This window comes from Acidicapsa dinghuensis, from assembly GCF_025685685.1.
Taxonomy (GTDB): Bacteria; Acidobacteriota; Terriglobia; order Terriglobales; family Acidobacteriaceae; genus Acidicapsa; species Acidicapsa dinghuensis.
Genome location: NZ_JAGSYH010000002.1, coordinates 387,825 through 406,292, shown reverse-complemented (window position 1 = coordinate 406,292; position 18,468 = coordinate 387,825). Strand labels below are relative to the sequence as shown.

Below are 18,468 nucleotides of genomic sequence, written 5' to 3'. Positions count from 1 at the left end.
GACCGGGTGCGGCCGAAATCCCTATCTTCACTTAAGGTACAGGAAGATCGGCCGGAAGCAAGTGCTTCGTGCAGCCGTCAAAAATTGCTCCCGTTCCTGCGAGGTGATCATCATGGCAACGCCCACTACAACTCCTGCACTGAAACAGACCGCGCTGAACGCGACCCACCGCAAGCTTAAGGCCAAGATGGTCGATTTCGGCGGCTGGGACATGCCGGTCGAGTACTCGGGGCTGATCGCAGAGCACATGGCCGTGCGTACCGGTGTGGGGCTGTTCGATGTAAGTCACATGGGCGAGATCCAGTTCCGCGGGCCCAACTCCCTCGCGGCCGTCCAGCGTATCACGATGAACGATGCCTCACGTCTCAAGAACGGGCAGGCGCAATATTCCGCACTGCTCACGCCCGAAGGCACGTTCGTTGATGACATCCTTGTCCACAAACTTGGTGACAATGACTATCTGCTGGTAGTCAACGCCGGCACCACAGACAAAGACTTCGCCTGGATTCGCAAGCAAGTGGGCGCTATGCAGGGCGCACACGTGAGCAACTATTCCACGTACTATTCTCAGCTAGCCATTCAAGGGCCGCGAGCTCCGGAGACGCTGCAGAAGCTCACCAAGGTAGATCTCGCCGGGATCAAGAATTATTGGTTTACCTGGGGCCAGGTTGCTGGTATTCACAACACAATGATCGCGCGCACAGGCTATTCCGGCGAAGACGGATTCGAGATCTATGTCCCTTCGGATGTGGCGACGAGCGAGAAAGCCTGGGACGCAATCATGGAGGCGGGCGCTGAGTTTGGCATCATTCCATGCGGCCTGGGAGCGCGCAATACGCTGCGTCTTGAAGCGGGCATGCCGCTCTATGAGCACGAGATCACCGAGCAGACCAATGCCTTTGAAGCGGGCCTCGACCGCTGGCTGAAGCTCGAAAAGGATTCCGATTTCCTGGGACGCGAAGCATTGCAGGCGGTCAAAGACTCCGGCGGCCCTATACGCAAGCTTGTGGGGCTTGAGATGGTGGAGCGGGGCATCGCGCGCGATGGCTATCCCGTCTTTAACGCGGCTGGTGAAGAGATCGGTTCTATTACCAGCGGATCGCCTGCACCATTCCTGAAGACCAACATCGCCTATGCCTACGTGCCGGCTGCGGTGGCCGAAAGCAAAGAAGATGTTTTCGTGCAGGTGCGCACAAACAAGGTGCGGGCAAAGCAGGTGCCGACACCGTTTTACAAGCGGCCGAAGAAGTAGCCTACGCCGCTCCGCATTCTTTGTGAGGTTCTTTGCTATCGCTCTTCAACGAGAGATTTGAGCCGCATGAGCGCGCCATCCCACTGGCGTGACACCAGATCGAGATACTCGCGTAGTTCCATCAATGGCTTAGGATTGAGCGAGTAAAGCTGCTCGCGGCCTCGTCGAGTGCAGCGGACTATGCGGGATTTTTCCAGCACGCGCAGATGTTTCGTGATTGCCTGGCGGGTAAGACCAGAGCCCTCGGTAAGGCCGGCAATCGAAACATGCTCGCCATCCATCAGCTGTGAAAGCAGCACCAGACGCGTCTGGTCGCCCAGCGCAGCAAAGACGGCGGCATGCTCCGGTCCGGGGACAAGCCTATGACGCTGCTTGCGCGCGCTTTTACGGCTTGGTTGCGACATACACTTCGATGTTTCTAATCTGTTGCGTCCATCCGCCATCGTTGCGCAGGAATGCCTCGGCGCGCCGTGCTTCCGGCACGTTCTCAAAGCCGCTCTCCGTAATGGTCAGCCGGGTTCCGGTTGCCGTCGGTTCGAGCTTGAACTCAACCAGCGTGGGCAGTTCCTTTGCGTAGTCAACACTCGGATCAACCGCGTAGGGATGCCAAGTGAAGCTGAACAGACGCTCCGGTTCGATGACTTGCACGACTGCTTCCCAGACGAGATGCTCATATCCAGGCCACGTGATATTGCCTCGGGCTGTCTTACCTGCTTCAAATGAGCCCGCGAGATTGACGCGAAACCATTCGCCAAATTCACGGTGATCGGTAATGGCTCGCCAAACCCGGGATACTGGCGCATTCAGCTCAATCTGCTTTTCGATGACGTTATTCAACATTGTTTCCATAAGCAACCTTTTGGTTGCATGTTAATTGGGACAATAGAAAAGAGCAACCAAATAGTTGCTCTTTTTCGTCGCTCCCTCATCGAAATTTGGGTCACGTCGCTACTCCTGTGCAACTGAAGGAGGCGCGACATAAACCTGTTGCGGTGCATCCACCTTTGTGCCTGGCGTGTTGAGCTTCAGCTTGAGGCTCTGGATTTCAGCTTTCCCCTTAAGCTGCGCTGTAAAGCTCAATTCGTACTGATTTTGCAGGCGCTTCGCAAGATCCTCAAGGTAGGGCTGAAAGGAGACAGGATTGCCGAGGCCGATCCAGTAGTTCTTTCCGCCTGTCGTGTCGGTCAACTGTTGCAACAGATTTTGTCCGGCGTCGTCAGCGTACCGTGTGCGATCGATACGGCCCAGATCGCGCCAGTAAATCGAGTAGACGACAAGGTGAGCTCGTATGGAGTCGTGAAGCGCAGCCTGCAGGTAGGGGTCCTCGGGATCGTAGCGCGGATTATATTCATCGAAACCGTCGGTGATCATGATCACCTCGCGGCGCGCTGCACGGTCCTGAGACGGCCAATGCGTTGCCAGATCGGATAGGCAAATATAAGGACTGCCATTGGAGCCAGGAAGCCCAGCCGGGACGCGAAGTCCCTGGAGCACGGCATTGTGATCAGCCGTGAAGGCTCCTGCGAATCTTGTCGTGCCATTTTGCATGTAGGCAACAGCGGTTCGTACGTTGGGAGGAAGCGACTTTACGAACTGTGCAATGTCCCGAAGCTGCTGCGCAAAGTTGGTTCGCGCAGAACCATCGATCAGGATCACGAGCTCTACTGGGCTGTTCTGCAACTCCCTCAGATCGGTAACCTTAACGTCCTTGCCATTGACCTTAAGTGACAGCCCCTGCGTCAGCGAGTCGGGAGACGGCGCGCCATTCTTCGGCAACACGGTAATAACTGCCTGACCTTGTCCTCCGCTGTACTCTTGCGGAAAGGCGTAAACACCGAGCAATGCCAGCACGGCAGCGCTACCGGCAACATATTTCCATAACTTCATTTCCATTACTCCTTCCAGACCGGAGCAGGCGCTAAGTCGGCGCTCCCCAAAAACTGCTCTCGATCCGTCACTCCTTTAGACGCAGAATCTCTTGCGATGATGCGGCCGAAGAAATATTGATTGAAAGAGATATAGATATAATTTAAGACGACATACGCCAACCTGACTGCTTACTTACAGATTCATGACGGCCGCGAGTGTTACACCTCAACCGACAACTACTGCGCCACAGAAATATAGATTGTGTGGCATCAACACTGGATTAGCTAGCACACTGCATACGTCAGATCCTGCCCATGGCACGACAGAAAGAATCCACGGTGAATCCTCACAGGAGTGCCGCAAAGTCCCTCTATCATGAAATGAGCGGAAGAGCCTGTTGCCGCGTCCTGAAGTGGAGCGCCGTAGCCATGCGGAGGCCATCCATAGAAAAACCGGGGACAGTGAGATCGTCTTGGGGACATTGATGAGAAAGCAAGCTGTACGAACATGTCACTGCAGCATGAGTTTCAAGTACAGGACCGCTCGATGTATGCGACCGAGTATGACCGCGGCGATTCTGATTCTCAGTGCCGTGCTTACGATGCTTTGCTCGCAGGCAGTTCCGGCGTTGGCCGCACAAGCTGCTTCGGGGCAACTGCCTGTCTTCTCGTCTGTGACTGTGAAGCCCTACGATCCGAAGGGCAATCCGCCGCGCATCATGATTCACGACTTGTCGGATGGCTTCTCCGCAAGCGGCGTAACTCTTCGCATGCTACTGCAGCGGGCCTACGGGGTAGAGGACAACCAAATCGTTGGCGGCCCCGCATGGTTGGGTTCGGCACAGTTTGAGGTGGATGCCAAGATCGACGACGCCACTGCCCAGGCCATCGGTGGCATGACACCCCAACAGGCTGGCGAGGCGCGCCAGCACATGATGCAGACGATGCTGGCTGGACAGTTTCATCTCACTGTGCACCACGAAAAGCGAGACCTGCCGGTATATGCGTTGGTCATAGCGGAGGGCGGCTCGAAGCTGCATGAAGCAACGCCCGGGGACACCTACCCCAAGGGAATCCATGGGCCCGGCGGCAGCTCCGGCGCAGGTATGATCAGCATGGCTGTCGGAGAATTGACCTGTCAGGCCGTGCCGATCGAAAACCTGACCCGGATTCTGACCGATCAGGTCGGGCAGCACGTTATCGACAAAACAGGGCTGGCTGGCAGATATGACTTCACTCTGCGATGGTTGCCCGGTGCCGTTGCTTCGGCGTCCAATGGCGCTTTGCCTCCACCGGAGAGCACTTTGCCCGCGCTTCAGACGGCCTTGCAGCAACAGTTGGGGCTGAAGCTGGAGTCCGCAACCGGACCCGTGGAAGTGCTTGTGGTTGACCAGGCTGAGATGCCAATCGGGAAATAACACCAGTCGAAGTGTCAACGCATAACGAATGCAATATGGTCTTCAGAGCGCAACCTCAGCCTTGTAAAATCGGCATATGCAATTTGTTTCCATCAGCCGCCGTCGCGTTGACGCCTTTCCGCCTGAAGCCTTTACCTCTGAGCTCGGCCAGCGCGAGACGGCGCGCGTTCGCGAGCTCTATGCTGCGGGAATTTTGCGCCAGGTATGGAAGCGCGGTGATGTTCCCGGAGCCTGCATTCTGTGGGAGGCAGCCTCGGAGCAGGAGGTACGGGATGCGATTGCGTCGCTGCCGATCTTCGCTGCTGGGATGCTGGAGGTCGCTACGTTGGTTCCGCTGGAACCGTATCCCGGTTTTGGTCAAGCCTGAAAAGCGGGTCTGGGCGCTTTTGTCCGACTGGGGCTGGATTTTTCGGGGCAGGTCCAGAGGACTTACACTAGAGTTTCGACCTTTGGGGCTGACGCATGTTCCCGCCGGAGGATCTCCGGCAACGAATGTGTGCAAGCCGGAATCAGAGTTTGACCAACCCACCAGCACGCATTGCGAAGAAAGGAATTCCTATGCCCTATCCCACCGAGTACAAATACACCAAAGAGCATGAGTGGATCAGCGTCAGCGGCAACATCGGCACCGTGGGCATTACGGATTATGCCCAAAGCACGCTGGGCGACATCGTCTTTGTTGAGCTGCCAAAGGTTGGCGACGACGTGACAGGCGGATCGACCTTTGGATCGGTCGAGAGCGTAAAGGCCGTCAGCGATCTGTATTCTCCGGTCAGCGGAACGGTAACGGCGATCAATGAAGAGCTTGCTACCGCTCCCGACAAGGTCAATGAAAACGCGCACACGGCATGGATGATCAAGGTGGAGCTCTCCGACCCATCGCAGTTTGACTCGCTGTTGAGCGCTGAACAATACCAGGCATTTATCGCCGAAGAGACAGGAAAGTAGCTTTCAGCGCAAGACTGAGAGCAGGAGCTGCAGAAACAATGCGTTATCTCCCAAAATCGCCATCTGAACGGGCAGAGATGCTCGCCCAGATTGGTGCGCAATCCATTGACGATCTGTTTGCCGTTATCCCCGAGGAATACAGGCTGAACCGTGATCTGGCGATTCCCCGCCAGATGGGCGAGAGCGAGATCATTGAGCATTTTCGCGGGGCTGCTTCGCAGAACAACTCCGCGGGTTATGCTAGCTTTCTCGGCGCAGGCTGCTACCGGCATTATCGGCCGGTGGTGATCGATTCGCTGGTGCAGCGTGGCGAGTTCCTGACCAGCTACACGCCGTATCAGGCAGAGATTACGCAGGGAACACTCCAGGCGATCTTCGAGTTCCAGACCATGATCTGCGAGCTCACCGGCATGGATATCGCCAATGCCAGCATGTATGACGGCTCAACCGGCGCTGCCGAAGCCGCGATGATGGCGGCGCGCGTCACCGGACGATCCAACGTGGTGGTGGCATCGACCGTTCATCCGGAATATCGCGAAGTAATGGCGACCTACGCGCAACATCAGGGGTTGCCTTCGCAGACGGTTGGCTACGATGCTGAGACTGGCCGCATCGATCTCAAGGCGCTCGAAGCAGCAATTACCGATCAGACCGCATGCGTGCTGGTGCAGTCTCCGAACTTCTTCGGCGTGATTGAAGACATTCCCGCAATTGCTGAGCTGGCGCATGCCAAGGGCGCGCTGCTTGTCGTATCGATCGCCGAGGCTTTGTCGCTGGGCGTGGTCAAGCCGCCGGTTGATGCCGACATCGTGACGATGGAAGCGCAGTCCTTTGGTGTAGCCATCAGCTACGGTGGCCCGTTCTGCGGTGTCATCGCAGCAAAGGAAAAGTATCTGCGGCAGATGCCGGGCCGGCTCGCCGGGCAGACGACCGATGCCGATGGCTATCGTGGTTTTGTGCTCACGCTGTCAACGCGCGAGCAGCATATCCGGCGCGAAAAGGCGACAAGCAACATCTGCACCAATCAGGCGCTGGTTGCATTGATGGCGACGATTTTCCTATCGGTGTATGGCAAGCAGGGTATTCGCGACCTGGCTGTGCAGAATCTCGCCAAGGCTGATTTCGCAGCAAGGACACTGGGTAGCCAGCCAGGTGCGAAAGTGCTGTTTGCGGGCAGCCCGAAATTCCACGAGTTTGTGCTGCAGACCGCCGAGTCTCCAGCCGTATTGAATGAGCGTCTGCTGGAGCAGAAGATCATCGGTGGCCTTGAGTTGAGCAAGTGGTATCCCGAGCTCGGTAACGCATCCGTGTGGTGCGCGACAGAGTTAAATACACGCGCACAGATTGAATCAGTAGCAAACGTTCTGGCCAATGCGCCGGTGGAGGCATAGAACATCGGTAAGCAATATTTGTCGAATACGGAGGCGATCAATGCACGATTATTTTTTTACTCCGATGAGAGACAAGCAGTTAAGGTCTTGGGAACGCCACCGCCACCGTGGTCTTGTTATTTTCCTCTCGGGCCGAGGGCTCGTTATTGGAACCGCAGTTGCGTGCTTAACCTTGATATTTTGGGGGAGCAGTGGATCGAGCAGCTGGTTGTTGGATGGATTCTTCGCGCTAGTTTGTTCAATTCCGATGAGTTGGCTTGAGTGGGATTCTACCGAAAAGCGCTATCGCAAAACTCTAGCTATCCATGATGGCCAGACAGGCAAATAGCGCGAAAGAGTTTGAGGTACAGAATGGCAATGACTGAAGCAACACCCCGCACGACCCTCGGCAAAGTTCGTGCGCACCAAACGCAGAACGAGGGCCTGCTCTTCGAGAAGTCCTCACCCGGCAAGCGTGCCTATAAGCTGCCTCCGCTCGATGTGCCGGAGGTCAATCCTGGAGCGCTCTTGGGAGAGTCACACCGTGAAGACACCGGCGCACTACCGGAGCTGAGCGAGATTGAGATCATTCGCCACTTCACGCGCCTCTCTACGTGGAACTACGCTATCGATCTCGGCATGTATCCGCTCGGCTCGTGCACCATGAAGTACAACCCCCGTGTCAATGAGTTCGTCTCACGCATTGAAGGTCTCGCTGAAGCGCATCCCTATCAACCTGAATCGCTATCGCAGGGCTCTCTCGCTATTGTCGAGCTGCTGCAGAAGTGCCTGATCGAGATCACCGGTATGGATGCCATTACGCTGCAGCCCGCAGCCGGCGCGCATGGCGAATTTACCGGCATTCTGCTCGTCCGCGCCTATCACGAATCGAAGGGTAACCCACGCCGCAAGGTGCTGGTGCCCGACTCTGCGCATGGCACCAACCCAGCCACGGCAGCGGTATGCGGCTACCAGGTGCAGAACATCAAGTCCAACGCGCTCGGCATGGTGGATGTGGATGAGCTTGCCAAGGTTGTCGATGAAGACACCGCAGCGCTTATGCTCACGAATCCATCGACCATCGGTGTCTTTGAGAGCGAGATTCACAAGATCGCCGACATTCTTCACGCGAAGGGCGCGCTGCTCTACATGGATGGCGCGAATATGAACGCACTCTGTGGCAGGGCGCGGCCGGGCGATTTCGGTGTGGACGTGATGCACCTCAACCTGCACAAGACCTTCTCGACGCCTCACGGCGGCGGTGGACCCGGCTCAGGTCCGGTAGCGTGCAAGGCAATCCTTGAGCCGTTCCTACCTACTCCCGTGCTCGTGCGCAAAGGCGATGCACTTGGCTGGAACTTTGACCGCCCGCAAACTGTGGGCCGCGTCCGTGCCTACTACGGCAACTACGGCATGTTCATTCGTGCACTCGCGTACATCCTTGCCAACGGGCCCGATGGCTTGCGGCAGACAACCGAAGATGCCGTACTCAATGCCAACTACATCCGCAAAAATCTCGAAGATCTCTACGAGCTGCCGTATACGACGGCATCGATGCATGAGGTGGTCTTCAGTGATAAGCGGCAGGCGGCGAAAGGCATCCGCACCGGCGACATCGCCAAGCGCCTCATCGATTACGGATTCCATCCATACACAGTGAGCTTCCCGCTCATCGTCTCGGGTGCGTTGATGATCGAGCCGACCGAGAGCGAATCACGCGAAGAATTGGATCTCTTCATCGACGCCATGCGCGCCATTGCCAAAGAGGTCGAAGAAAATCCGGATCTCGTAAAGCACGCGCCACATTCCACGCGCGTCTCGCGGCTCGATGAAGTCACTGCCGCCCGCAAGCCTGTGCTGCGTTGGAAGCCTCAATAGGCGGGAGTTTTACGGATGACCATCTTTGACGAAAAGCGCGCCGAGCTTGAGCACTATGAGTTCATGATGGGCGCAGCGCGTGGACGCCTTGCTGTTGCGCTCGATCTGCTGACCGATGCGTTAGTGCTAACCGGCCAGCACGGAGTCTACTGCGTTTCTAACCGTAATCCATCCAAGCCGCGGCTTGATCTCGAGGGTGTTCTTGGCGGCATCGAAGGCGCCAAGGCGCTGATTCAATCGGTAATGGAAGAGCTGCGCCGCGAGCGCGAAGAGGCATCGCGGCTCTAGCTCCTAATGCACGCTACTTCGAAGCCGTCACCTTGACTGATGCATCTACATCAGCCCACTTGACGTGCAGCTCCGTCGAATCGCCGCTTGTGTTTTCGAAGTCGATGACCATCTTCTCAACCGAAGAAGCATTGGAAGCCTTCTCCATCGGCACGCGGCCAAGATCCATGTCCTCTTTATAAACGGTGCCCCACTGGCCAGTCTGCTTGTTCACAATCAGCTTCCAGCCTTCAGCAGTGGGCAGGGAATAAATTGTATAGGTGCCCGCAGGCACGCTTAGGCTGCCGATCATGAGATTGCCGCTGGTTTTGAGTGTCGTAGCGGAGTTGGCTCCTGTGCGCCACACCTTGCCATAGGGAACCAACGTTCCATCTCCAAAAATCTGCCGGCCGCGCATCGAGGGGGCGCTGTAATCGATCGAGATCTGGGCGTCCGTGAGGGAGACCTCAGCTTTCGCCAGCGGGCTAAGCGGCGCTTTCTGCGCTCCGCCACCCTGGGCAAGAGCTGGTTGCGCAAGAGAAATGGATACCGCGGTAGCGGCGACGGTACAAAGCAATGTGCTCAAGAATCGATGACGCATGGAAACTCCTCCGGGCGCAAGTGTAGCAAAGCGGCATCAACCTCGTTTTTATCTGAAACGACATGAAGACAGCCGCTGTTCTTTTCTGACCGTATTTGCGGCCACAGCGCCTGGCGGCACACGATTTCTGACGAAATGGGGTATTCTATGAAGGCGCGCCCGTAGCTCAGCTGGATAGAGTGAACGCCTCCGAAGCGTTAGGTCGCACGTTCGAATCGTGCCGGGCGCACCATCCCTTCAAGACATCCCAGTAAAAGTTGTGAGGCTAAAGCATACTTCCAGTCACCCGCTACACTGGAGAAAGCATGCTGCGCGCTCTGCGCTGGCCTTGCGTCCTTAAAGGAACGGAATGCACTGGAATATTCAACAGATTTTGTGGGCCTTGGTGCTGGCGTCGCACCTGGTTCTGATGATTGTGTTGCTCGGGCGAGAGCGCATCCGCCGCTTCCCGTGGTTCACCGCTTACATTGTGCTCTCCGCGGTGCGTTTAATTGCCGATCATCTGCTCCATGGCAAGCTCACCACGGTAGCTTTCTACTGGCAGAGCTATACCGGCAGCATTCTGGAGGCGATCCTCGGCGTTCTAGTTCTTATTGAGCTTTGCCGGCATGTCTTTTCCAGCGGCAGGACCGGAAAGATACTGAAGGGCAAAGGATGGATCGGCGGCATTCTTGTCACGGTGCCAATTGCGCTCGCTGTAGCGGCTCTCTGGAATATGGGCATTACCTGGACGGCGATGAAATCCGATCCGGAGCATCTGCCCCTGTATATCGATCTCTATGTTGCATTGAAGAGTCAGTTGTTCATCGCGGCGCTGACCGTGGAAGTAGGCGTGTTCCTGCAGTTTTTCGGAAGGCGCTTCGGCGCGAAGTGGCGCAGCCATGACCGGCAGATCGTCCTGGGCCTGTCCACCATGTCTATAGCGTTGCTGGCCGTGCAGGCCACGACGGACATCATCAAGCACCATGTGCATCTGACCAGCCGCGACCAGTACGAGCATATCGTCCGCATTTTTGAAAATCTCGATAACGCTCGCTTTGCCGTGTGGCTGCTGGCCTTGATTTGGTGGATTGTCTGGCTATGGCGCGACGACCCCGATGCGCCTCCTGCTGCAGAGATGGCCGATGTGCCGGTTCTCGTGGGACCGCCATCCCTGGATGTTCGCCTGCAAGAGCCTGACGAGCCTGTCACACACGATTAACCCACCCGCCAGTTACTTTAGACCACAGCTTTCACGAGGGAAGCATTTCCGGCAGAGTCTGCTTGCTACACTTCACCCCCTATGTCGATTGCACAAGCTATTTTTGATTTGAAAGCCGATCCGGAGAGCTTTCTTCGAGCCAGCCGGTTAAAGATTCTCGGTGGCGGAAAGACCTCGTTTGACGTCCCGGCCAATTTCAAGATGGAAGTCAATCCCGAAGGCGGCTGTAAGGCCATCTGTGTGCTACAAGACACTGCTCCGCTCGGCGTGGATCAGTTTCAGGCGTGGTATTTCCCCATGCAGCAGCTGTAGGGATTCACCGTAAACTGGCTACCGAAGCCGGAAGATACACCGCTGCGTCTTCTGCTCATATCGCAAATCACCGGATGCTTATTCGGTATAGGCTCAAGCACACAAGGCAGCTGTGTCGCGCACATTCAGCCGATCAGAAGTCGCATATGGATAAGGCCGGACTGAACCGCCGCGAGGCGCGTCAGCAGACCTGTGGACCAGTGCAGGAACTGCGGGATTGGCGCCCATCGTCTACGGCGGCATGACTTATTCCATTGATACCGAGTACGTGTCGGTCGCGGGAAAGATGGACGACAGAGGTAATTGGCAGTTTTTCTCGCAACGCTATGACGGCATCGCAAAGAAAATCTCCGGTATCACCACTTTTTAACGCAATGCACCGCAATCGAACCGTGGAGAAAAGATCTTGACAATCCATACTCTATTTAATAGAGTACTCTTTATTAAGGACTTCTCTGGCTGTTTGGAGCGGTCTTCAGGAGCAGATTCCATGGAAATTCGACCAGAAAGCCATGAGCTTAATGACCGTCTCAACCTGATCGAAGCGATGATTGCAGAAGGGCGCAGATGTACCGAGAGCTGGGGTTGGAGTTTTGTGCTCTGGGGAGCGGCCTACTACGTAGCAATCGCGTGGAGCACGTGGGGAGGTAGTGCATACGCGTGGCCAACCACCATGATTGTTGCTGCTTTGATTACGGTGGTGGTTGCTTCGAAAAAGACTCGCCATCAAGCCGAAACCACGGTAGGTCGAGCTTTGGCTGCTGTCTGGATCGGGATTGGCATTTCGCTTTTCCTCTTCGGCATGTCTGAGGGGTTGAGCGGCAAGCTGGGAATACAATCCTTCATCGCTGCCATTGCGGTGTTGCTCGGCGCTGCGAATGCAATTTCAAGCATCGTGTTGAAGTGGGGAGCGCAATTCGCCTGTGCGCTGGCCTGGTGGGCTGCGGCTGTAGCATCGCCATTTCTCAGCGAAAGTCAGAGCAGCATGCTCTTTCTGGCCGCTATCTTCCTCTGTCAGATCGTCTTCGGCATCTACATGATGCTGCTGGAGATGCGCGAGCGCAGGCAGATTGCAGGAAAGTCAGGCGCTGCCCATGCCTGAGACCGTCGCTGCGACCGCTGGCGACTTGCCGGAGCTGAATCCCGTCATTCATGGCAAGCTTCGGCTGGCGTTGCTTAGTCTCTTATCCACAGTCGAAGAGGCTGAGTTTACCTGGCTGCGGGCGAAGACAAACGCCACAGACGGAAACCTCGGAGCTCAGTTGTTGAAGCTCGAAGATGCCGGATACGTTGCGGTAGAAAAGAAATTTGTTCTGCGCAAACCGCAGACGATCTATCGCATGACGCCGGCAGGGCGCGAAGCACTTACGGAGTACGTACAGGCGCTGAAGCAATTGCTCGGTTCGGCTATCGACGTGTAATTTTGCGGCATTGCAGGCTGGAAGGGGAGAGCAGGAGAGAGCCATTTCACCGCTCAAAGACAATCATTCAATGATTTGCCGAAAATTACCCCTGAGAAGCGCAGAATAAGTACAGCGGTACCATTGCAGGTCTGGTGACGTGGTTGATAGTTGCATCTGTTAGCAAAAGGGTAACATTGTGCGGGGATGTGTTGTCGGAATAAATAATTACCCCCTCCCCCTCCGTCTCTACCATTTCTTCGCCCACTGAGTGATAAGATTCGGCCATTCAAAAAGATCTGGATTGCCGCTCTACTTTCCGAACGACAATCCAGAATGCTTTGATCATCCAGAGTTGATCGATGGATAACAGTTTTCGACCCGTTTAGATGTGGCAGCTTGCCAGACCGCGCTTTTCCAAGTAGCGCTGATGATACTCTTCGGCGCGCCAGAAGGTCTGCGCGGGCTCAACTTTGGTCACGATCTTCTTCGGCGCAAATTTACCGGCTTGCGTCAGTTCAGCAATCTTGGCTGCAGCCGTGGCTTTCTGCGCTTCCGAGTGATAGAAGACGGCGGAGCGATACTGGGTTCCCCAGTCCGGTCCCTGCCGGTTCAACTGCGTCGGATCATGCAGTGAGAAAAAGGCGTCGAGCAGCTGTTCGTAGCTGACTTTCTCGGGGTCAAAGTCCAGCTCAACCACCTCCGCGTGTCCGGTACCGTCGGTGCAGACATCTTTATAGGACGGAGCCTGCAAATGTCCGCCCTCATAGCCAACAGCGGTTTCCGTAACGCCGGGAATATTGGCAAAGGCGACCTCGACTCCCCAAAAACATCCGGCGCCAAATGTAGCTTTTTCCATCGAATTAGTTCTCCTTGCAACACTTCGGAGCTGCCACAGCGCTGTAATCCATTCTTGCTGTGGTTTCGATCACGCTTCGACCGATTTGATTCCGATTCAGCTCACCGTTTCGTTAGATGGTACGAGCGTACTTCGGATGCAAGGCGGAGGCAGCTATTCCGGCTTGCGTGGCTTCGGTTTCGGTCTTCCTTTGTTCTTACCGGTGTATGAATCGCGCCAGCGTTCCTTCTTTCGCGGAGCCTCGCCGTCGCCAGCTGGCGGACCGGAGCGTCGCTTTCCTTGGAAAGCACCCTCCGAACTTTTCGGACGGTCAAACGCCCGCTTCTGCGGAGCGCGATTCGCAGGCCGGTCACCGGCGAACTTCTTAGGTGGGCGTCGGTCAAATTCGTTCGCGTCTTCGCCCCGCCCCGGTCTCGATGGTCCTGGACGGGATGATGCTGGACGGGATGTTCCGGGCCGTGAAGTTCCAGGACGTGGCTCAAACCGCCGCTCGGGTGCATTTACGCCCTCGCTCCGGCGTGGACGCGACGTTGCTGGACGGGACTCAAACCGCCGCTCAGGCGGACGCGATGATTCGCGTCGGCGCGGTTCGAAACCCTTATCTTCCCTGGACGGACGCTCCGTAAAGGGACGTTCGGTAGGTCTAGCCGGTCTTGGCAGGCGATTGCCGAAAGAGCGCGACTGAAAGCCCTGTCCTTCACGTTTCGGTCCAGGCCGATCGAACGAGGATCCTTCGCGTTGCGGCCGATCGCGATCCTGAGACGGACGTCTGGAATCCTCGGCACGGCGGAAACGTGATTCACCCGGCTTGCCTGCAAAGCGTGATCCACTTGGTTTGCCTGAGAAACGTGACTCGCTGCGCTCACCTGGACGATCCTCACGTTTGGCAAATGGTTTATTTCCGGCCTCTGTACGGCTTCGAAAGGTGCCTGAAGGCGCATCGGTGCGGCGCTTGAATCTCGGCCGTTCGCCAGCCTTCTGGTACTCGACCGCAGCACCCGCATGTCGCGAAAGCTGTGCCGGAGCCGGACCGCGCCGGCGGCGCGTCTTCAGTTTGCCATCAGCGGCCAAGTTCAGCAGCCGAATCTCTTCCTCGTCCAGCTCGCGAACCTTGCCCGGCTCCAGATCCAGAATCAGCGGGCCGTAGCCAACGCGACGAATCTTTTCCACATGATGGCCAATCTCTTCGAACATCTTGCGCAGTTCGCGGTTGCGGCCCTCAATCACGGTGACTTCGTACCATGGATTGTCGCCTTCCCGAACCTGACGGATGCTGGCCGGAGCAGTCCGAACACGACCCGATCCAGTGCCGGGGCGACCGCGCTCAATCATCACGCCTTCGCGAAGCGACTCGATCATCTCTTCGTCGGGATTGCCGGAAACCTTAACGAGATATGTCTTTTCTACACCCGACGATGCGCGGGTCAGCTTGTTGGCTAGCTCGCCGTCATTGGTGACGAGCAACAGTCCTTCGCTCAGATAGTCGAGCCGTCCAATCGGGTAAAGCCGCTCGCGCTCGCCCGCGAAAAACTTCATCACTGTCGGGCGGCCTTCCGGATCGCTGACCGTGGTGACATAGCCCTTTGGCTTGTTGAGCATGAAATAGCGATGACGCTCCGGACCTTGGAGTAGCTTGCCATTTACGCGAATGTGGTCGCGCTGTGGGTCGGCTTTTGCGCCGAGCGTGGATACAACCTGTCCATTGACCTGCACTCGTCCGCCGAGGATCATTTCCTCCGCCGTTCGCCGTGAAGAGATTCCTGCATGTGAGAGAATCTTCTGCAGCCGTTCCTCATGGCGCTCAACGATGCGCTTGCTCGGTTCCTGTGTTTGCGAGTCTTCGGTGTCAGGTGGAATAAAGCCGGGTTCGTCTTCCGCTTCGGCTTCAACCTGACGCGCCAGCTCAGCAGCTACGGCGTCCTGCTCCAGGCTTTCGGCGGACTTGGAATCAGCCCGTGACGTCGCGGTGAGGATGAGTGTCTCAGACGCAGAGTCGGAATCGATTTCCTGTGATTGCGAGACTGATTCGGCATCTTCTACGGGTGCGGAACTCTGGCGAGACGGCTTTCGCACAACCTTTTTTGAAGAAGATCTGATGCTGTCCGCAGCAATGCCTGACTTTGGCTTTGCCGGTAAAGAGATGTTCTTCCGTGCATTCGACCGTCGCTTTGCAGCAGACTCGGCAGCATCTTCCTTAGGGTCAATCGGTTCAATCTTGAGAGTTTTCTTCGGTTCCGGGCTCATGACTCCACCTCAACTTGCGCGGGCTCCGGGAGCGATTCGGATTCCGGTTGATGGGCCGCTTCCGTTGCATCGGAGCTTTCAGGGACAATAGCGGCTACTGTTTCGTTTTCAAATGTTTCTGGTACGGAATCCACAGAAGCTTCCGCAGTGGCCGCCAACTCTACTATTTTTGCCTGCGCCTCAGCCTGGGCAGATTCCTCTGCCGTAGGATCAGACGGCGCGGCGATTTCCGCGCCGGGTTCAAGGAAAAGATCGCCGCTCTGCTCGACTGGAGGCGCTGGAGCTACTTCCTCGTCGGAACCGTCTTCGCTCATCTCGATAGCCGCCATCTTCTCGAATTCTTCCATTGATGGCAGCTCGCTTACGTCCTTCAGGCCAAAGCGGACGAGGAATTCCTTGGTGGTCTTATAGAGCATGGGGCGGCCAATTACCTGTTTGCGGCCTGCGGTGGCGATTAGCTTGCGGCTCATGAGCGAACCGAGGACTCCGGCGGAATCGACGCCGCGGATCTCGCCGACTTCCGGCGCGGTGATTGGCTGCTTGTAGGCGATTACTGCCAGTGTCTCCAACGCAGGCAGGGAAAGCTTCAGCGGTGGTTTGAGGCTTTTGACGAAAGCGCGTACGGAGTCGTGCATCTCCGGCTTGGTACCCATCCGGAATCCGCCCGCGATCTCGCGGATCTCGACACCACGGTTGTCATTCGCGTAATCGGCAATCAGCTCGTCAAGAACTTCGCGAAGAATATCTCGTACCTCGCGCTCGCGCTTGCGTTCGGCACGCTTCGCTTCGAGAGCCGGATCTTCTTTATTTTCACCAGTCGCAGGCGGGATTTCTGCCTCAGAGGCAGCTTCCGGAAGCGCTTCGGTGGGTTTGGAAGTACTTTCTACTGCTGGGGTCAAAAGCAAGTCCGAGAGCTCGGCGCCCAGCTCACGGCTGGAGTCGGCAAGTTCCACGGCTGCGGGGGCATCATCGGTGGAGGAAGGTTCTACTTCGGTTGCCAGAGCGGCCTCGCGCTCGGCTTTCCAGGTAAAGGCTTCTTCGGTAAACAACGTTGTGAGCTGCTGGAGCGTTACCGGCTCATCGGCAGCGTAAATCACGGCTTCCAATCTGGCTTTCAAACTCATTCCTTAGGTATGGTACCGGAACCAGCGAAGACGTGCCGGAAGGCAAAAAGACGAAGCGGACGCCAGCAACGCTGGCGTCCGCCAAATCGGAAGCATTACAGGTGGTTATTTCATGAAAGCGCGGAAGACCCAGAACAGGCCACCGGAGAGGATCGCTGCTGCAGGCAGTGTGCAAACCCAGGCCATGGCGATAGAACGCAGCGTGGACCACTGCAGTCCGCTGCCATTGGCAACCATAGTGCCGGCAATGCCTGAGCTAAGCACATGGGTTGTGCTCACGGGCAGGCCGAAATTGTCGGCGGCGATGATGGTTGCCATAGCGACGAGTTCGGCTGAGGCGCCTTGTGCATATGTGAGGTGATCCTTGCCGATCTTTTCGCCTACCGTGACGACGATGCGCTTCCAGCCAACCATTGTGCCCATTCCGAGCGCCAGGGCCACCGCGACTTTGACCCACAAGGGAATGAACTTGGTCGCAGTGTCCAGCTTCTTTTGATAGTTGGTGAGGACCTTATCTTCATCCGCGGTGAACTGCGGATTGTGGCTCTTGTGCATCTGGCTTAAGGCCGACGCCGCGACGTACATGTCATTACGGACGTTCTGCTGATCACGTGCGGGAACGGCCTTCAGTTCCTTGTAAAGACCCACTTCGTGGCTGATGTCTTCTACGAGCTCACGGAGAGCAACCATCGTGGTCGGAGTAAATTGCTTGGTCTTGATGTATTCAGTGACATCCTGCCGCGGATCGGACATCACAGCATTCTGGTCGACATGACTCGTCAGAATGCCGGAGACCTGAGTGGAAACTGCTACGAAATCGACTACGTCGTGCGCTGTGACTGCGTGATTCAGCGCATAGGCAGTGGGGACGGTACCGATCAGGATGAGCATGATGAGGCCCATGCCCTTCTGACCGTCGTTGGAACCGTGACCGAAGCTGACGCCTGTGCAGGTGAGGATGAGCAGGAGACGGATCAAAAACGGTGGAGGCTCGTCGCCCTTGGGAGCGGTGAAGAGAGCCGGGAATTTGACCAGCGCCTTGGTGAGCAGCATGAGGAGCCAAGCGCAGGCAAAACCGACGAGCGGCGAAACGAGCAGCACCTTGAAGACCTTGGAAACCTGATCCCAGTCCACTCCGGCGGTGCCGTTATGCCCGGCCATCAGTTGATTGGCGATGCCTACACCTATGATGGAACCCACCATGGTGTGGGAGCTAGAAGCCGGCAGACCCAACCACCACGTGCTGAGGTTCCAGATGATAGCGGCAATCAACAAAGCGAAGACCATGGCGAAGCCTGCGCCCGAGCTGACCTGAAGAATGAGTTCAACGGGTAGCAGTGTGATGACAGCGAATGCGACAGCGCCGCTCGAAGTAAGCACGCCGATCAGGTTCCACATGCCGGACCAGACAACGGCGACGTGTGGTTCAAGAGAGTGCGTATAGATGACGGTTGCAACGGCGTTTGCCGTGTCGTGAAAGCCGTTGACAAACTCGAAGCCGAGGGCAATGAGTAGAGCTACAGCGAGCAGGACGTAGGGCCAGATGCTGGTCGACACAACATGCCCCATGTCATTGGCGATGTTGAATCCGCAGTAAGCAAGACCGCCTAGCAGGATGGCCACGAAGATTGCAGCGCCGACGACGCCTGGGCCCTTTTTCATTTTCTGGTCGAGCAACGATGCGTTTGCTGTTGCCGGTGCTGCTGTTGCCATGTAAAGACTCTCC

Annotated in this window: 20 protein-coding genes and 1 tRNA gene; 13 read left to right on the top strand and 8 right to left on the bottom strand. The window is 56.6% G+C overall.

Features of this window, described 5'->3' with window-relative positions; translation table 11 throughout:
* Nucleotides 1-112: 112 nt before the first annotated feature.
* Nucleotides 113-1,252, top strand: a complete 1,140-nt coding sequence (gene gcvT / locus OHL22_RS05220) for a glycine cleavage system aminomethyltransferase GcvT (protein ID WP_263333983.1) — start codon at nucleotides 113-115, stop codon at nucleotides 1,250-1,252.
* A gap of 35 nt (nucleotides 1,253-1,287) precedes the next feature.
* On the opposite strand, the gene OHL22_RS05215 is transcribed toward gcvT, so the two are convergent.
* From OHL22_RS05215 to OHL22_RS05205, 3 genes are all read right to left on the bottom strand, one after another.
* The gene (locus OHL22_RS05215) at nucleotides 1,288-1,656 is read right to left on the bottom strand and encodes an ArsR/SmtB family transcription factor (RefSeq protein ID WP_263333982.1); all 369 of its coding nucleotides are present in this window, start codon (nucleotides 1,654-1,656) and stop codon (nucleotides 1,288-1,290) included.
* A complete protein-coding gene (locus tag OHL22_RS05210) occupies nucleotides 1,637-2,101 on the bottom strand; it encodes an SRPBCC family protein (protein ID WP_263333980.1) in 465 nt (154 codons plus the stop codon). Before OHL22_RS05210 ends, OHL22_RS05215 begins: the two co-directional genes overlap by 20 nt.
* Nucleotides 2,102-2,200: 99 nt before the next feature.
* Nucleotides 2,201-3,139, bottom strand: a complete 939-nt coding sequence (locus OHL22_RS05205) for a vWA domain-containing protein (protein ID WP_263333977.1) — start codon at nucleotides 3,137-3,139, stop codon at nucleotides 2,201-2,203.
* A 544-nt stretch (nucleotides 3,140-3,683) separates the two neighbouring features.
* On the opposite strand from OHL22_RS05205, the gene OHL22_RS05200 reads away from it, so the two are divergent.
* The 6 genes from OHL22_RS05200 to OHL22_RS05175 all read left to right on the top strand — a co-directional run bounded on the left by OHL22_RS05200 (nucleotide 3,684) and on the right by OHL22_RS05175 (nucleotide 9,022).
* Nucleotides 3,684-4,538: a TIGR03435 family protein gene (locus OHL22_RS05200; protein WP_263333975.1), complete on the top strand. Its 855-nt coding sequence runs from the start codon at nucleotides 3,684-3,686 to the stop codon at nucleotides 4,536-4,538.
* 76 nt (nucleotides 4,539-4,614) lie between these two features.
* Nucleotides 4,615-4,905, top strand: a complete 291-nt coding sequence (locus tag OHL22_RS05195; protein WP_263333972.1) for a muconolactone Delta-isomerase family protein — start codon at nucleotides 4,615-4,617, stop codon at nucleotides 4,903-4,905.
* A gap of 191 nt (nucleotides 4,906-5,096) precedes the next feature.
* A complete protein-coding gene (gcvH, locus tag OHL22_RS05190) occupies nucleotides 5,097-5,486 on the top strand; it encodes a glycine cleavage system protein GcvH (RefSeq protein ID WP_263333970.1) in 390 nt (129 codons plus the stop codon).
* A 38-nt stretch (nucleotides 5,487-5,524) separates the two neighbouring features.
* Nucleotides 5,525-6,877 (top strand): aminomethyl-transferring glycine dehydrogenase subunit GcvPA, encoded by a 1,353-nt coding sequence (gene gcvPA / locus OHL22_RS05185; protein WP_263333967.1) that lies wholly within the window; start codon nucleotides 5,525-5,527, stop codon nucleotides 6,875-6,877.
* Between the two features lie 357 nt (nucleotides 6,878-7,234).
* The gene (gcvPB, locus tag OHL22_RS05180; protein WP_377819142.1) at nucleotides 7,235-8,734 is read left to right on the top strand and encodes an aminomethyl-transferring glycine dehydrogenase subunit GcvPB; all 1,500 of its coding nucleotides are present in this window, start codon (nucleotides 7,235-7,237) and stop codon (nucleotides 8,732-8,734) included.
* 15 nt (nucleotides 8,735-8,749) lie between these two features.
* The gene (locus OHL22_RS05175) at nucleotides 8,750-9,022 is read left to right on the top strand and encodes a hypothetical protein (protein WP_263333963.1); all 273 of its coding nucleotides are present in this window, start codon (nucleotides 8,750-8,752) and stop codon (nucleotides 9,020-9,022) included.
* A 13-nt stretch (nucleotides 9,023-9,035) separates the two neighbouring features.
* Here the strand turns inward: OHL22_RS05175 and OHL22_RS05170 are convergent, their stop codons facing one another.
* Nucleotides 9,036-9,602, bottom strand: coding sequence for a DUF2911 domain-containing protein (locus tag OHL22_RS05170; protein ID WP_263333961.1), 567 nt, complete (start codon nucleotides 9,600-9,602; stop codon nucleotides 9,036-9,038).
* A 155-nt stretch (nucleotides 9,603-9,757) separates the two neighbouring features.
* Between OHL22_RS05170 and OHL22_RS05165 the strand changes: the two genes are divergently transcribed.
* The 6 genes from OHL22_RS05165 to OHL22_RS05140 all read left to right on the top strand — a co-directional run bounded on the left by OHL22_RS05165 (nucleotide 9,758) and on the right by OHL22_RS05140 (nucleotide 12,536).
* Nucleotides 9,758-9,834, top strand: a tRNA-Arg gene (locus OHL22_RS05165).
* A gap of 117 nt (nucleotides 9,835-9,951) precedes the next feature.
* Entirely contained in the window at nucleotides 9,952-10,803 is an 852-nt protein-coding gene (locus OHL22_RS05160) for a hypothetical protein (protein WP_263333958.1), read from the top strand.
* Between the two features lie 81 nt (nucleotides 10,804-10,884).
* Nucleotides 10,885-11,115: a hypothetical protein gene (locus OHL22_RS05155; RefSeq protein WP_263333956.1), complete on the top strand. Its 231-nt coding sequence runs from the start codon at nucleotides 10,885-10,887 to the stop codon at nucleotides 11,113-11,115.
* 217 nt (nucleotides 11,116-11,332) lie between these two features.
* Nucleotides 11,333-11,485 carry a hypothetical protein gene (locus OHL22_RS05150; RefSeq protein WP_263333954.1) on the top strand — a complete coding sequence of 51 codons (153 nt, stop codon included), beginning with the start codon at nucleotides 11,333-11,335 and terminating at the stop codon, nucleotides 11,483-11,485.
* Nucleotides 11,486-11,605: 120 nt separating this feature from the next.
* On the top strand, nucleotides 11,606-12,217 hold the full coding sequence (locus OHL22_RS05145) for a hypothetical protein (RefSeq protein ID WP_263333952.1): 612 nt from the start codon (nucleotides 11,606-11,608) through the stop codon (nucleotides 12,215-12,217).
* Nucleotides 12,210-12,536 carry a winged helix-turn-helix domain-containing protein gene (locus OHL22_RS05140; RefSeq protein WP_263333949.1) on the top strand — a complete coding sequence of 109 codons (327 nt, stop codon included), beginning with the start codon at nucleotides 12,210-12,212 and terminating at the stop codon, nucleotides 12,534-12,536. Before OHL22_RS05145 ends, OHL22_RS05140 begins: the two co-directional genes overlap by 8 nt.
* 364 nt (nucleotides 12,537-12,900) lie before the next feature.
* On the opposite strand, the gene msrA is transcribed toward OHL22_RS05140, so the two are convergent.
* The 4 genes from msrA to OHL22_RS05120 form a co-directional block, all read right to left on the bottom strand.
* Nucleotides 12,901-13,374 (bottom strand): peptide-methionine (S)-S-oxide reductase MsrA, encoded by a 474-nt coding sequence (gene msrA / locus OHL22_RS05135; protein ID WP_263333947.1) that lies wholly within the window; start codon nucleotides 13,372-13,374, stop codon nucleotides 12,901-12,903.
* 153 nt (nucleotides 13,375-13,527) lie between these two features.
* On the bottom strand, nucleotides 13,528-15,618 hold the full coding sequence (locus tag OHL22_RS05130) for a pseudouridine synthase (protein ID WP_263333944.1): 2,091 nt from the start codon (nucleotides 15,616-15,618) through the stop codon (nucleotides 13,528-13,530).
* A complete protein-coding gene (gene scpB / locus OHL22_RS05125) occupies nucleotides 15,615-16,742 on the bottom strand; it encodes an SMC-Scp complex subunit ScpB (protein ID WP_263333942.1) in 1,128 nt (375 codons plus the stop codon). The genes OHL22_RS05130 and scpB overlap by 4 nt, the downstream gene beginning before the upstream one ends.
* 105 nt (nucleotides 16,743-16,847) lie before the next feature.
* A complete protein-coding gene (locus OHL22_RS05120) occupies nucleotides 16,848-18,455 on the bottom strand; it encodes an inorganic phosphate transporter (RefSeq protein ID WP_263333940.1) in 1,608 nt (535 codons plus the stop codon).
* Nucleotides 18,456-18,468: the final 13 nt, after the last annotated feature.

What these genes read in the sequence shown, in the direction of transcription:
- gcvT (WP_263333983.1), top strand. Translation starts at nt 113, where the DNA reads ATGGCAACGCCCACTACAACTCCTGCACTGAAACAGACCGCGCTGAAC.
- OHL22_RS05215 (WP_263333982.1), bottom strand. Translation starts at nt 1,656, where the DNA reads ATGTCGCAACCAAGCCGTAAAAGCGCGCGCAAGCAGCGTCATAGGCTT.
- OHL22_RS05210 (WP_263333980.1), bottom strand. Translation starts at nt 2,101, where the DNA reads ATGGAAACAATGTTGAATAACGTCATCGAAAAGCAGATTGAGCTGAAT.
- OHL22_RS05205 (WP_263333977.1), bottom strand. Translation starts at nt 3,139, where the DNA reads ATGAAGTTATGGAAATATGTTGCCGGTAGCGCTGCCGTGCTGGCATTG.
- OHL22_RS05200 (WP_263333975.1), top strand. Translation starts at nt 3,684, where the DNA reads ATGACCGCGGCGATTCTGATTCTCAGTGCCGTGCTTACGATGCTTTGC.
- OHL22_RS05195 (WP_263333972.1), top strand. Translation starts at nt 4,615, where the DNA reads ATGCAATTTGTTTCCATCAGCCGCCGTCGCGTTGACGCCTTTCCGCCT.
- gcvH (WP_263333970.1), top strand. Translation starts at nt 5,097, where the DNA reads ATGCCCTATCCCACCGAGTACAAATACACCAAAGAGCATGAGTGGATC.
- gcvPA (WP_263333967.1), top strand. Translation starts at nt 5,525, where the DNA reads ATGCGTTATCTCCCAAAATCGCCATCTGAACGGGCAGAGATGCTCGCC.
- gcvPB (WP_377819142.1), top strand. Translation starts at nt 7,235, where the DNA reads ATGACTGAAGCAACACCCCGCACGACCCTCGGCAAAGTTCGTGCGCAC.
- OHL22_RS05175 (WP_263333963.1), top strand. Translation starts at nt 8,750, where the DNA reads ATGACCATCTTTGACGAAAAGCGCGCCGAGCTTGAGCACTATGAGTTC.
- OHL22_RS05170 (WP_263333961.1), bottom strand. Translation starts at nt 9,602, where the DNA reads ATGCGTCATCGATTCTTGAGCACATTGCTTTGTACCGTCGCCGCTACC.
- OHL22_RS05160 (WP_263333958.1), top strand. Translation starts at nt 9,952, where the DNA reads ATGCACTGGAATATTCAACAGATTTTGTGGGCCTTGGTGCTGGCGTCG.
- OHL22_RS05155 (WP_263333956.1), top strand. Translation starts at nt 10,885, where the DNA reads ATGTCGATTGCACAAGCTATTTTTGATTTGAAAGCCGATCCGGAGAGC.
- OHL22_RS05145 (WP_263333952.1), top strand. Translation starts at nt 11,606, where the DNA reads ATGGAAATTCGACCAGAAAGCCATGAGCTTAATGACCGTCTCAACCTG.
- OHL22_RS05140 (WP_263333949.1), top strand. Translation starts at nt 12,210, where the DNA reads ATGCCTGAGACCGTCGCTGCGACCGCTGGCGACTTGCCGGAGCTGAAT.
- msrA (WP_263333947.1), bottom strand. Translation starts at nt 13,374, where the DNA reads ATGGAAAAAGCTACATTTGGCGCCGGATGTTTTTGGGGAGTCGAGGTC.
- OHL22_RS05130 (WP_263333944.1), bottom strand. Translation starts at nt 15,618, where the DNA reads ATGAGCCCGGAACCGAAGAAAACTCTCAAGATTGAACCGATTGACCCT.
- scpB (WP_263333942.1), bottom strand. Translation starts at nt 16,742, where the DNA reads ATGAGTTTGAAAGCCAGATTGGAAGCCGTGATTTACGCTGCCGATGAG.
- OHL22_RS05120 (WP_263333940.1), bottom strand. Translation starts at nt 18,455, where the DNA reads ATGGCAACAGCAGCACCGGCAACAGCAAACGCATCGTTGCTCGACCAG.